Annotated in this window: 12 protein-coding genes; 5 read left to right on the top strand and 7 right to left on the bottom strand. The window is 39.7% G+C overall.

From position 1 onward, the window contains the following. Positions 1–33: 33 nt before the first annotated feature. Both O1450_RS09175 and O1450_RS09170 read right to left on the bottom strand, forming a co-directional pair. Entirely contained in the window at positions 34–861 is an 828-nt protein-coding gene (locus O1450_RS09175) for an SDR family oxidoreductase (protein ID WP_269228171.1), read from the bottom strand. A 37-nt stretch (positions 862–898) separates the two neighbouring features. Further along, entirely contained in the window at positions 899–1,615 is a 717-nt protein-coding gene (locus tag O1450_RS09170) for an enoyl-CoA hydratase/isomerase family protein (protein WP_269228170.1), read from the bottom strand. A gap of 118 nt (positions 1,616–1,733) precedes the next feature. On the opposite strand from O1450_RS09170, the gene O1450_RS09165 reads away from it, so the two are divergent. Beyond that, positions 1,734–2,798: an AraC family transcriptional regulator gene (locus O1450_RS09165; RefSeq protein ID WP_269228169.1), complete on the top strand. Its 1,065-nt coding sequence runs from the start codon at positions 1,734–1,736 to the stop codon at positions 2,796–2,798. Here the strand turns inward: O1450_RS09165 and O1450_RS09160 are convergent. The 4 genes from O1450_RS09160 to O1450_RS09145 form a co-directional block, all read right to left on the bottom strand. Further along, positions 2,795–4,207 carry an aminotransferase-like domain-containing protein gene (locus O1450_RS09160; RefSeq protein ID WP_269228168.1) on the bottom strand — a complete coding sequence of 471 codons (1,413 nt, stop codon included), beginning with the start codon at positions 4,205–4,207 and terminating at the stop codon, positions 2,795–2,797. The genes O1450_RS09165 and O1450_RS09160 overlap by 4 nt on opposite strands. A 61-nt stretch (positions 4,208–4,268) precedes the next feature. Further along, entirely contained in the window at positions 4,269–4,391 is a 123-nt protein-coding gene (locus O1450_RS09155) for a hypothetical protein (protein WP_265596708.1), read from the bottom strand. A 9-nt stretch (positions 4,392–4,400) separates the two neighbouring features. After that, entirely contained in the window at positions 4,401–5,405 is a 1,005-nt protein-coding gene (gene cydB, locus O1450_RS09150; RefSeq protein WP_269228167.1) for a cytochrome d ubiquinol oxidase subunit II, read from the bottom strand. After that, positions 5,398–6,843 carry a cytochrome ubiquinol oxidase subunit I gene (locus O1450_RS09145; RefSeq protein WP_269228166.1) on the bottom strand — a complete coding sequence of 482 codons (1,446 nt, stop codon included), beginning with the start codon at positions 6,841–6,843 and terminating at the stop codon, positions 5,398–5,400. The genes cydB and O1450_RS09145 overlap by 8 nt, the downstream gene beginning before the upstream one ends. Positions 6,844–7,203: 360 nt before the next feature. Here O1450_RS09145 and O1450_RS09140 point away from each other — a divergent pair, with 360 nt between their 5' ends. The 4 genes from O1450_RS09140 to fdhD all read left to right on the top strand — a co-directional run bounded on the left by O1450_RS09140 (position 7,204) and on the right by fdhD (position 11,663). Then, complete coding sequence (locus tag O1450_RS09140; RefSeq protein WP_269230452.1) at positions 7,204–8,022, top strand: hypothetical protein; 819 nt, start codon at positions 7,204–7,206, stop codon at positions 8,020–8,022. Positions 8,023–8,064: 42 nt separating this feature from the next. Then, positions 8,065–8,247, top strand: a complete 183-nt coding sequence (locus O1450_RS09135) for a hypothetical protein (RefSeq protein ID WP_269228165.1) — start codon at positions 8,065–8,067, stop codon at positions 8,245–8,247. A 171-nt stretch (positions 8,248–8,418) separates the two neighbouring features. Further along, complete coding sequence (locus O1450_RS09130) at positions 8,419–10,827, top strand: FdhF/YdeP family oxidoreductase (RefSeq protein WP_269228164.1); 2,409 nt, start codon at positions 8,419–8,421, stop codon at positions 10,825–10,827. A gap of 47 nt (positions 10,828–10,874) precedes the next feature. Next, entirely contained in the window at positions 10,875–11,663 is a 789-nt protein-coding gene (gene fdhD, locus O1450_RS09125) for a formate dehydrogenase accessory sulfurtransferase FdhD (RefSeq protein ID WP_269228163.1), read from the top strand. A 226-nt stretch (positions 11,664–11,889) separates the two neighbouring features. On the opposite strand, the gene O1450_RS09120 is transcribed toward fdhD, so the two are convergent. Then, on the bottom strand, positions 11,890–12,285 hold the full coding sequence (locus tag O1450_RS09120; RefSeq protein ID WP_269228162.1) for an acyl-CoA thioesterase: 396 nt from the start codon (positions 12,283–12,285) through the stop codon (positions 11,890–11,892). Positions 12,286–12,365: the final 80 nt, after the last annotated feature.

The following is a 12,365-nucleotide window of genomic DNA, read 5'->3' as shown; positions in this document are numbered from 1 at the left end:
CACATGTTTTAAGGTCGTTTTTTTATTGTTGAATCAATTCAAAAAGAAATCTTTCTGTAGATTGGTATTTCCAGCGACACATGCATATTGAGAAAAGTCAGTGATGCCAATACGAGACAAAGCTTGTTCATCTGTCAGGCTTTGCCCTGTAAGTTCACCCTTAGCTGTGCTGTAAATAGCATAAGCTGCATCTGCCATGATCTCAGGTTTACGGCTGACCTGTAAGGTACTTTCCTCACCTAAATTCTTGGATACGGCTGCTGTTGCGATATAGGTTTCAGGCCACAAGGTATTGCAAGAAATACCATATTGGCGAAATTCTTCTGCCATGCCTAAAGTCAAAATCGTCATACCGTATTTAGATAAAGCATAAGGTGCAAGCATCCCAAGCCATTTTGGTGACATATTCACAGGTGGTGATAAACTCAAAATATGTGGATTTTCAGATTGCTTTAAAAAGGGCAATGCGGCTTGCGCACAAATAAAGGTCGCACGGTGGTTAATGCTTTGGATCAAGTCATATTGTTTTAACGATGTGGATTCCACCCCCATTAATGCAATTGCACCTGCGTTATTAATCAGCACATCAATTCCACCAAATGCTTTGGCCGCTTGCTGAATAGCTGTATGGATTTGTTGTTCATCTCTAACATCAAGTAGTAAAGGCAGGGCTTTGCCACCAGCAGCTTCAATTTCTTCAGCTACACTATAAATCGTACCTGTTAATTTAGTGGTCTCGACTTCGGTTTTTGCTGCAATTACGACATTAGCACCTGCCTGAGCTGCTTTTAAAGCAATCGCTCTGCCAATACCTCGACTGCCGCCAGTGATAAAAACAGTTCTTCCTTGCATATTATTCATTGAGATATCCTAGATTTGAGTTGTTGTAAAAGGTGAACTAGATCATGAAAGGGTGTGCAAATTTTTCAGGATCATAGAGTTGGCGTTGCTTGGCAATCTCTACAATTCGATGGCGGAGCTGACGTTTGATCACGGCATAGGTCATACGGTGCTTTTGTGCCATATCTTCTGCAAATTTAAACACTTCAAAGTTTAATGTTTCGATTGGTTCAATTTGGTGAACGAGTTGGGATTGTAGACATTCAGTGCCTGTCATGGTTTTGCCAGTCAAAGACATTTCCCAAATTGCATGTTGATTGGGAAGTAGTTGTACAATTTCAGCAATGCTATCTGTAAAAGGAATGCCTAGATGGACTTCTGGAAAGCAAAAACGTCCTCGATCCGATCGCATAAATCGGAAGTCACAAGCAGATGCGAGAATTGCACCGCCTGCATAAGCATTACCACCGATTTCAACAACTACAGGTAAGTTGAGTAATGCTAAACGGAGCAACATATTTTCAAGTTGCAGAGTAAAGGCTTTTTTATCTTCCAACGATTGTTGCATTAACCAAGCAAGGTCTAAGCCATTACAAAAGGTTTTAGGATGATCACTTCGAATAATTAAACAGGCATTATTTTTATCACTTTCAATTTCATCAAAAATAGCAAAATATTCTTCTAATACCGCTTTATTTAAAGCATTTTCCTGATTGCCATTGGTTAAATTCAGCACATAAGTCGATTGCTGTTTATCGAGCGTCATGGTTGCCATTTCAGCAATTCCTCATTGTTTTAGTCATCAATCTTGAGGTTATTATTTCGAAGAAAATACTCGCTCAATAGAGGAGACTATGCCATATTAATGATCATTTTAGGACATAGGATGTGTCATGCGAGATCCTTTTGGATTGTTTCAAGAAACCATTTCTGTTTCTTATGCTCATGTATTATTAGAAATTGTCTATGAATATGGTATTGATGCACACGTCGTTTTGCATGGAACGGATTTGATCTTGACCGACATGAAACAAGCCGATGCCAAGATGAGTGCACATCAATGGTCAAAATTGGTGGTGAATGCCTTACGACTGACGAGGAATCCGCGTCTTGGGATTGAATATGGGTTTAGGTTACGTCCAACTTCGCATGGGGCTTTAGGTTTTGCATTTCTGAGTTGTGCGGATGTTGAAACGGCGTTAAGTCTTTGTCAGCAGTATTTTTGTACCCGAATCCAAAATTTTACCCCTGAATGGCATATTGATGAAACGTTTATCTATGTTTATCTAGATGATGTTCACCCAGTGAAATTAGGTGATGCAGAACAATCTGATCAGTTAAGGCATTTTCTGATCGAAAGTTTATTGTTTGGAGCGATTCATTTTCTTACGTTGTTTTCTGACAAAATTGCAGAAAGTTGTGAGGTGTTTGTGGATTGGGCAGATGCTCAGAATTATGACAAAATTGATTTATCCCAGATAAAGATTCATTTTAATCAAGCACGTAATGGTTTTCGATTTTCTAAAAAATATTTACATTGTAAGAATTCGAATGCAGATCAAGTCGCGTTCCAGCAGGCTATTTTGTATTGTGAAAATGACAAGCTTAAACTCGTAAAAGAAAGTACACGCGACTTACAAAAAAGTATTCGTTCCGAGTTGTTATATCATTCTAGTCATGGTTATCCGTCACTTCCATTGATTGCGCAACGTTTAAATATGTCAGAACGAACGATTAAGCGGCATTTGCAAGCACAGGGCACTACATTTTTGCAAATCTTGGCTGAGGTTCGTTTTAATCAAGCGAAGAAATTACTGCAACAACAGCAATATAGTATTCAGGATATTGCTGGCTTGGTGGGATATGAAGAAGCCACCAATTTTATTCGTGCCTTTAAAAAGACCTTTGGGGAAACACCAAGTCAGTATCGCAAGAATAATCTATCCAAGCTGAATTAATTTGGTATTTGGTGTTGAATCGTCGTGATGAATAACTCTAGCGAATGCTGAATCTGTTCTGTCCATTCAAAAGAACAATTCATACGAATAAAATGTTGATGTGAGGGCAACACATTAAATAAAGGGCTTGGCGCAACACCAATATGATGTTGAATCAGTTGCTCATAGATTTGCATACTACTGACTTTGTCAGGGAGTTGAATCCACAGAAAATAACCACTTGGGTAGTTATACACCTTGCAGTCTTGCGGCAAATGTTGTTTGAGATATTGAAAGAATTGTTTTTTATTCTTTTCTAAGGCTCGCCGTAGAGTTCTTAAATGCTTTTCATAATGATGATGAGAGAGGAATTCCACCAGTGCATTTTGGATCAAGGCGTTGGCAGAAATAGTACTCATCAATTGTAAATGTTGAATATGTTCAGAGAATTTACCTGCATAGACCCAGCCCATACGGAAACTTGAACCTAAGGTTTTAGAAAAAGAAGAGCAGTGTAATACCAGATTTTGTTGGTCAAAATACTTCATTGGCAATGGTTTCTGGCTGCCATAAAACATTTCTTCATAAACATCATCTTCGATTAAATGAATTTGATGTTCATGCAACAATTTAGCGATTTTATATTTGATGTCATCGCTGACAGTAAAGCCAATTGGATTATGCGCATTCAGCATAAACCAGCAAACTTTGATTGGATAATTTTTGATGACTTGTTCAAAAGCCTCGATATCAAAGCCATGCTGTGGATGTTCTGGGATGGTGATGACTTTTAAACCTAAACGTTCAGCAGCCTGCCAAGCGCCATAAAAAATTGTTTGTTGTAATAAAATATAATCACCAGGTTGCGTAATGGCTTGTAGTGAAAGATTTAATGCTTCTAGTCCTCCTGATGTAATGACAATGTCATCCGCATCGGTTGGGATGCCTTGCATACAATAGCGCTGCGCAATCAGTTTTCTTAACGCCAAATTACCGGGAGGTAGATTTGAAGTTTGGTCATAACTATGTCGATTGCGGGAAAGTTGCCCCATGATTTGAATCAACTTTGGGGGATACAACAACTGACTGTCTGGAAAGGCAGAACCTAATGGGCTGACATTGGAAGATTGAATCGACTTGAGATATTTAAAAACGAGTGAGTTAATTTCAATTTTCGGATTTAAAGACACCACTGAATAGGCTTGTGGAATCTGAATATGATTTTGCTCAGCCACAAAATAGCCTGACTTTTCTTTTGAATAAATCAGCCCTTGTGCTTCCAGTTCTTGGTAAGCATTCATCACGGTAATAAGACTGAAACCTGATCGTTGTACTTGCTCACGTAAAGAGGGTAACTTGGTGTGTGGCTGCCAAGAACCATTTTCAATAAGCAGTTTCAAGTTATGTGCTAATTGTTCTGATTTATACATAAAATAAAGTAAATCCGTGTTGATGGAATAGCCCTCATCTAAAAGCTATTCCACCCATTTTTTAATAAGCAAACATCAAGAGTAATCTAAATAGACCTGCAATGATGGCGAGTGCAAAAAATCCGACTAACCATAAGATTATAAACCATTGGGTTGGATTTAAATGCAGCGATTTTATTTTCATACAAAGCTCCTAGTGATAGCCTGCATCACCAATACGCACCTTATCTCTAAACACCCAATACGAGAGGATGGTGTAGGCAATAATCACAGGAATTAAAATCACAGCACCAATAAGGGCAAACTTTTGACTTGAGTAGGGTGCAGCTGCTTCCCAAATGGTAACCGAGGGTGGAATGATATTTGGCCAAAGGCTGATCACAAAACCTGTAAAAGCTAAAAACACTAAAGCTAAAGTATAGATAAAGGGTTTGAAATCTTGCCGTTGTTTACATGCCTTTAAAATAAGGAATGTAAATAATAAGACCAAGATGGGTACAGGACTAAAATAAAGCAGATTTGGCAAAGCAAACCAACGTGTTGCAATTTCAGGATGGGTGAGCGGCGTGTATAAACTGACACCCGCAAAGACCACAAATAAAACAATCATCAATTTAGGCATTAAATGATACATTTTGTCTTGTAGCTCATGATCTGTTTTCATGATCAACCAACCACAGCCGAGTGCTGCATACATCGCAACTACGCCTAAACCTGTAAAAAGTGAGAAAGGTGTGAACCAATCCAAACCTGAACCAGAGAAAATACCATGAGTGGTTTGGATACCCTGAATATAAGCACCTAAAATTACCCCTTGCAGGAAACTAGATAGAATTGAACCCCAGATAAAGGCTTGATCCCACAGGTATTTGGTACGATTGGCTTTAAAGCGAAATTCAAAAGCAACTCCACGGAAAATCAATGCAGTCACCATTAGGATAATCGGCATATATAGCGCAGACAGTACGGTTGAATAAACTAAAGGAAAGGCTGCAAATAACCCTGCGCCGCCCAATACCATCCATGTTTCATTACCATCCCAGACAGGTGCGACGGTATTCATCATCACATCACGTTCTTCGCTGTTTTTAATGAAGGGGAATAGAATCCCAATCCCCAGATCAAAGCCATCCAAAATGACATAGATCAATACACCGAGGCCAATAATGCCGACCCAAATCAGAGATAAATCAATCATGGTGTTTCTCCTTGTTTGCGGCTTGTTGATCAATGCTTTCATCGACTGCACTGAGTGGACGCATCGGTGTTTTGAAATGTCCATGACCTGCGGGTTCTAGATCAATCACTTCAATAAATTCAGGGCCTTTTTTTAGTAATTTCAACATGTAATAAATGCCGCTACCAAACACGATGGTATAGACCAGTACGAAGATAATTAAGCTGATTCCGACCTGATCGGCTGTCACTGCATGGGATAAACCATCTTTGGTGCGCATCACCCCATAAATTACCCAAGGTTGACGGCCAACTTCAGTTGTCACCCATCCCGCCAGTAAGGCGATATAGCCTGTAGGTCCCATGACAAAAGCGAATTTATGAAACCAAGATGAACCATAAAGCTTGCCTTTTTTACGCAGCCATAAAGCAAAGAAAGAGAGCAACACCATTAACATGCCAAGCCCAACCATGACACGGAAACTCCAAAACACAATGCTAGCATTTGGGCGGTCTTCAGGGGCAAAGTCTTTTAAACCTATGACTTTACCCTCCATCGAATGGGTGAGTATCAAACTGCCAAGATGAGGAATTCCGACTTCATAGAGATTTTCTTCTTTATCCATGTTCGGAATGGCGAACAGTAGGAGTGGCATTGCTTTATTGTGATTGGTTACCCAGTGACCTTCGATCGCTGCTAATTTTGCAGGTTGATGTTTTAAGGTATTTAAACCGTGATGATCACCAATCACCACTTGTAAACATGAAGTGGCGAGTACCATCCAAAGCCCCATTGAAAAGGATTTTTTGATCAGTTCATCACGGCGACCTTTGATCAAATGCCATGCCGCAGTACCCACCACCAATAAGGATGAGACTAAAAATGCGGCAACCGCCATATGCGCAAAGCGATAAGGGAAGGAGGGATTAAATACGATCGCCCACCAATCGGTTGGAATGATAATGCCATTTTCTATGCTAAAGCCTTGAGGTGTCTGCATCCAACTGTTGGAGGATAGTATCCAGAACATGGAAATACAGGTGCCGATTGCAACCATGAGGGTAGCAAAAAAATGCGCTTTGGGGCTGACCCGTCCCCAACCAAAGAGCATGATGCCGAGGAAACCCGCTTCTAAAAAGAATGCACTTAAAACTTCATAGGTGAGTAATGGGCCTGTAACACTTCCTGCAACGCGGGAAAATTCGCTCCAGTTCGTGCCAAACTGGTAACTCATCACCACGCCAGACACGACACCCATTCCAAAGGCAACCGCAAAGATCTTGATCCAGAATTTGAACAGATCTTTATAAATGGGATTTTGAGAACGCAGCCATTTCCATTCTAGCAGAGCGAGGAAACAGGCTAAGCCGATTGAGGTGGCAGGAAAGATAATGTGAAATGAAACAGTAAATGCAAACTGTATTCGAGCTAATTCTAAAGCAGTGAGACCAAGATCCATATATCCTCTCCTATAACAGACGAGCAAAAGCAGTCGCTAGGAAAATGTGAAAGAATGGACTTAAATATTTGAAAATAAAAAGAGTGGCATGGATTGCTCAATCCTTATTTAAAATCTATTTAAGTTTTATTTATCATCCAATCTTCTGTTGTATATAAATAGGTACAATTTCTTCTTGTTTTTTTATAACAGATGAATGGGAATGAAATGATCTGTTATATTTTTTTAACTAAACTCTGTAGCTATGCAGTTCTATATGCTTCATCCAAAATGACAACATGAACTCAGCAGCCTATGCAATCTCAATAAGGCTTGTAGATTGTTCGAAACATAATGATTTTGACTGGGTGGCATATGACAATGTTTGTGACCAAAGAACTTAATGCGATGACGCATCTGTTTCAAGACAGAGAGCCATCGCAATCGGTACAAGAACAACTACGTCTTGAGTATGTCAATCTAGAAGCGACTTTATTAAGAGGCAAGGTTTTAAGAGATTTTTCCAAAGATCGTGTTGCTTATATTGCACAGTCTTCGATTGGTGAAAATGATAATAATCTAGGATATCTATTCGCTCCATTTATTATTGCCAATTTAAATCAGTTGGTGATTTATACAACGCCTGTCGTGCCGTCGGTATTGTCGATTTTGAATCCCTATTTTCATGCAGAAAAAAGTGTCAATTTCAAAATTGAACAGGTGCTGCATAGTCTAAAGCTGTATGTTGATCTCGTAGATTATCCGAAAAGTGAAGAGGATTTTCTTTTTCGGAGTCTTGTTAAAGCACTCTGTCGTACAGATGTTACCCATCTGTTTTTAATTACGCATTTGTCGATAAATCCAGAACAACTGCAAATTCTACAAGATTATTTTGAAATTAAAATTGATGTGATTCATGCCGATACAGCACCGCAAATGGTTCCTGATGAATTGTTGAATACTAGAAAATTGTTATTTAAAAACAAAGATGAATTACATAAAACGATCTGTACTTTGTTTTCGAATCTCAATGCCAAACTTATTGCACAAATTGGTCAATTTAGCCAAGCGCAAGCGGTGCATCTAATTGAAGATATGTTTTATTCAGAACATATTTTTGAGAAGTTATCGGTCTATGCCGAATACATGCAAACTCGCCTTCAAAATGGCGCAAGCTATAAGGTTTTGTCCACAATGTGATTGTATCGAATCGAATTTTAATATTTGAATAGGAGCGGATCTATGTCTCAGCAACAATCAAAATTCCCATACCTTGCAGTAGGAATCAGTATTTTATTAGGCTGCTTATTTTTAGGTTTCTTCTTCCTTGCTGTATCTCATCAGCCTGATTATATGCCATCACAACAGAAGCAAAATACAACTCAAATACCACAATCCATTCAGCCTAATCAGTCGTCTGAATAGTTAATTTAAGCATTAGGTTTTAGCTCTCTTACTGGCCATTTGAGCAATTGCCAGTAAGTTTTTTAATTTTAATCATTAGAATTAGACAAATCAAAAATAGAAAAGAATAAAAATTCATGTTAATTGTATCTTAGATTGAAACCAAAATAGCGCAATGATGTAGGCGATTAAATGGATAATTCAGAGCAAAGCAAATTTAAACAAGAAAATATAGGTTATGCCAGAATCGAGCCTTATACCCAACCCGCAGGAGGGTGGGGAGCATTAGTGAGTGTTGCACGAAATCTCAAGCGCCAAGACATCTTAAAAAAAGGTTCAATTACTTTACTCAATATTAATCAACCGACAGGTTTTGACTGCCCAGGCTGTGCATGGCCTGAGAAAAAAGATACACATGCCTTTAACTTTTGTGAAAATGGTGCCAAAGCGGTGGCATTTGAAGCAACCAGTAAAACCGTAACACCTGAATTTTTTGCACAACATACGGTCAGCTGGTTATCTGAGCAGAGTGATTTTTATTTGGAAGACCTTGGGCGTTTAACTGATCCGATGCGTTATGACCCTGTGTCAGATAAATTTGTACCGATTTCTTGGGATGACGCTTTTCAGTTGATTGCTAAACATTTACAAGCACTCGATCATCCAGATCAAGCGGCATTTTATACCTCAGGTCGTGCCAGTAATGAGGCGGCGTTTCTCTACCAACTTTTTGTCCGAAGTTTTGGAACCAACAATTTCCCAGATTGTTCCAATATGTGCCATGAAACCACGAGTGTTGGTTTAAAAGATGCGATTGGTTTGGGCAAAGGAACCGTTATTTTAGAGGATTTTGATCAAGCGGATGCCATCTTCAGCTTTGGGCATAATCCAGGGACCAATCATCCACGTATGTTGGCGACGCTCAGAGAAGTCTCTAAACGAGGAGGCAATATTGTTGCGATAAATCCAATTAAAGAACGTGGCTTAGAGCGTTTCCAAGACCCACAAGCAGCATTGGAAATGATGACCAATAGTAGTACGCCAATTAGTCGTTATTACTTCCAGCCTAAAATTGGTGGGGATTATGCGTTACTTTTTGGGGTACTAAAGCATTTATCAGAATGGGATAAAAAGGCACTTGCGAAAGGGAAACCAAGCGTTTTTGATCGTAGCTTCATTGAAATGAATACGATTGGCTTCGAGGAGATGTTATCTGAAATTGATCGAACAGATTGGGCGGAAATTCATCAATATACGGGGCTGTCAGCAGAACATTTAGAATCAATTGCACAAATGTTCCTTGATGCCAAAAAGGCAATTTTCTGTTGGGGCATGGGCATTACCCAACATCGTCATGGGACTGCCAATATTCATATGTTGGCTAACTTGATGCTATCACGTGGGCATATTGGTCGTCCGGGTGCAGGTCTATGTCCAGTACGTGGTCATAGTAATGTACAAGGTGATCGAACTATGGGTATTAATGAACACCCAAGTGATAAACTACTAGATAGTATTGATCGGGTATTTGGGATTAAATCGCCACGTAAACATGGATTTGGTGTGGTCGATACCATTAAAGCCATGTATGAACGAGAGGTAAAAGTTTTTATTGGTCTAGGAGGGAATTTTGCAGTCGCAACGCCTGATACTGCATATACCCAAGAAGGGTTACGCCGTTGTGATTTAACTGTACATATCACCACGAAATTGAATCGTAGCCATTTGGTCTGTGGTCAAGATGCTTTGATGCTACCTTGTTTGGGGCGCACTGAAGTTGATATGCAGATGCATGGTGCGCAAGCGATTTCAGTTGAAGATTCGATGAGTAATGTTCATCTTTCAGCAGGGCGTAATCCACCAATTTCAGACAATATTTTGTCCGAACCTGATATTGTCGCTCGTATGGCAGCAGCAGCTTTGCCAGACAGTAATGTGAAATGGCGTTGGTATATCGAAAACTATGATCGTATCCGTGATTCGATTGCTGATGTCTTTGATGAATTTCATGATTTTAATCAACGTGTTTATCAATCAGGTGGTTTCCATCTAGAGCATCCAGCCAATCAACATGTGTGGAATACGCCAAGTGGCAAAGCTCAGTTTTTGATTACACCGTTGGCAGAGGTCTACCAAGATAAAGAAAATCAATACGCAGCAGCATATACTGAGCAGCAGGTGTATACCTTGATGACTACACGCTCGCATGACCAATACAACACCACTTTATATGGTTTGGATGATCGCTACCGTGGTGTATTCGGGCAACGCCGTGTCCTGTTTATGAACCAAGCAGATATTGATGAGGCAGGGTTTGAAGCGGATCAATGGGTTGATATTGAGAGTGTGTTCTCGGATGGAGTTAAACGGGTTGTACACAGTTTCCGTATTGTCCCTTATAACATTCCGAAAGGCAGTTTGGCAGCTTATTATCCTGAAACCAATCCATTAGTTGCCTTAGGTAGTCATGACAAATATGCCAAAATCCCAGCATCAAAAAGTGTTCCTGTGATTCTGCATGCAGGGCAAGCACCTGAACATTTTAATCTTGCAGTTGCAGTCGATCCTGAACATGCCAATGAAAGGGTGAGTCGTACATAGCCTCTCGAAATTCAAAGTTCGATTAGGCAATGTGAATGAGGTAAAGTGTGGATACAAAAATTCGTGGCTATGAAACGGTGCAAGTGCATCGTTTCCATCGGGATATTTCAGAAAATGAGATGGACTATATTGTGCAGGAATATCCTGTTGCACTGATTTATAATGGGATTTCACATGCAGTGATGATGGCAACGCCTTCAGACCTTGAAGTATTTGCCAAAGGCTTTAGTCTGTCTGAAGGGATTTTACATAGTCTAAGTGAGCTATATTCACTTGAGATTCGTCACAATACATTAGGGGTTGAAGTCGATATGACGATTTCCTCTCGTGCATTTATGGCGCTCAAAGAGCATCGCCGTATGATGGTCGGGCGTACAGGTTGTGGCTTATGTGGTGTGGAAAGCCTAAAACAACTTTATGCGAATTTACCTATCGTAAATACAAGCGTCTCTTCGATCTGGCTAAATCAAATTCCGAATGCGATTGCCCAACTCAAAGTCAGACAAAGAATTAGTGAACTCACTGGTGGCGCACATGCTGCGGCTTGGGTGGTGAAAGGTCAGATCGTGGCGTTATTTGAAGATGTTGGTCGGCACAATGCTTTGGATAAATTAATCGGTTACTTGGCTGAACAGAAAATAAATGTTGCAGAAGGTTTTGTGGTGATGACCAGTCGTGCCAGTTATGAGCTGATTCGCAAATGCGCACAATACAATATTGGACTATTGGCGACAATTTCTGCACCGACCAGTATGGCGATTGAGATGGCAAAACACTTAAATCTAACCTTGGCCAGTTTTTGTCGTGGTGATAGCTTTGTTTTATACACGCAATAATAGTAATAATTTATGATTTGGTTATTTGCACGCCATTACCAAAGACATGCTCGAAAATATATTCCTCAGCAAAGAAAATAAAAAGATAGATCAATAGCTTGATTTTAGTATCGTCGTTTTAGGTCATTTATGCTTTGGCTAACCTCTAATTCTCTCGAAAATTTGACTGAGTAAATCTAAGCAACTGCAAATAAAGACTTCATTTGCGGTTGCTAGAATATTGAGCTTATTGTGCAACCAAGTACTGCTGTAACTGTACGCGGAATTGATCTGGGATACGGCCTGATTTTTGTGTGCTGAAATCAAAATACACTTGAACCGCTTTGCCACGTGCAACGCAATGCTCATTTTGCCAAGCTTCATGTGCCACAATAAAAGAAGAATTGCCAATATGCTCAATCCATGTTTTGATTTCGATATCAGCGCCGTAATAGATTTGGGCAACAAAATCGACTTCCACTCGAGCGAGAATCAAAGGCAGATTTTTGATTTCCATACTTGGGTTAAATAGGCGAAAAACAGGTTCACGTGCTGTTTCAAACCAACCTGTAATCACGGTATTGTTGATATGTCCAAAAGCATCGGTTTCATAGAATCTTGGTGTAATCGAAAGTGTAAACATGGATTCACTGTTATTTTCTGATTTAAACCTAAACACTATAAGGGCTGAGTCTGTAAAAATCAGCCCAAATAGTCGACTTA

This window comes from Acinetobacter sp. TR11, from assembly GCF_027105035.1.
In the GTDB taxonomy this organism is placed as follows: domain Bacteria; phylum Pseudomonadota; class Gammaproteobacteria; order Pseudomonadales; family Moraxellaceae; genus Acinetobacter.
Note: the sequence above shows the minus strand (reverse complement) of the source record. Positions and strands in the feature narration are given on the sequence as shown.

Excerpts from the sequence above, each read along its gene's own strand:
- O1450_RS09175 (WP_269228171.1), bottom strand. The coding sequence starts at position 861 with ATGAATAATATGCAAGGAAGAACTGTTTTTATCACTGGCGGCAGTCGA.
- O1450_RS09170 (WP_269228170.1), bottom strand. The coding sequence starts at position 1,615 with ATGGCAACCATGACGCTCGATAAACAGCAATCGACTTATGTGCTGAAT.
- O1450_RS09165 (WP_269228169.1), top strand. The coding sequence starts at position 1,734 with ATGCGAGATCCTTTTGGATTGTTTCAAGAAACCATTTCTGTTTCTTAT.
- O1450_RS09160 (WP_269228168.1), bottom strand. The coding sequence starts at position 4,207 with ATGTATAAATCAGAACAATTAGCACATAACTTGAAACTGCTTATTGAA.
- O1450_RS09155 (WP_265596708.1), bottom strand. The coding sequence starts at position 4,391 with ATGAAAATAAAATCGCTGCATTTAAATCCAACCCAATGGTTTATAATC.
- cydB (WP_269228167.1), bottom strand. The coding sequence starts at position 5,405 with ATGATTGATTTATCTCTGATTTGGGTCGGCATTATTGGCCTCGGTGTA.
- O1450_RS09145 (WP_269228166.1), bottom strand. The coding sequence starts at position 6,843 with ATGGATCTTGGTCTCACTGCTTTAGAATTAGCTCGAATACAGTTTGCA.
- O1450_RS09140 (WP_269230452.1), top strand. The coding sequence starts at position 7,204 with ATGTTTGTGACCAAAGAACTTAATGCGATGACGCATCTGTTTCAAGAC.
- O1450_RS09135 (WP_269228165.1), top strand. The coding sequence starts at position 8,065 with ATGTCTCAGCAACAATCAAAATTCCCATACCTTGCAGTAGGAATCAGT.
- O1450_RS09130 (WP_269228164.1), top strand. The coding sequence starts at position 8,419 with ATGGATAATTCAGAGCAAAGCAAATTTAAACAAGAAAATATAGGTTAT.
- O1450_RS09120 (WP_269228162.1), bottom strand. The coding sequence starts at position 12,285 with ATGTTTACACTTTCGATTACACCAAGATTCTATGAAACCGATGCTTTT.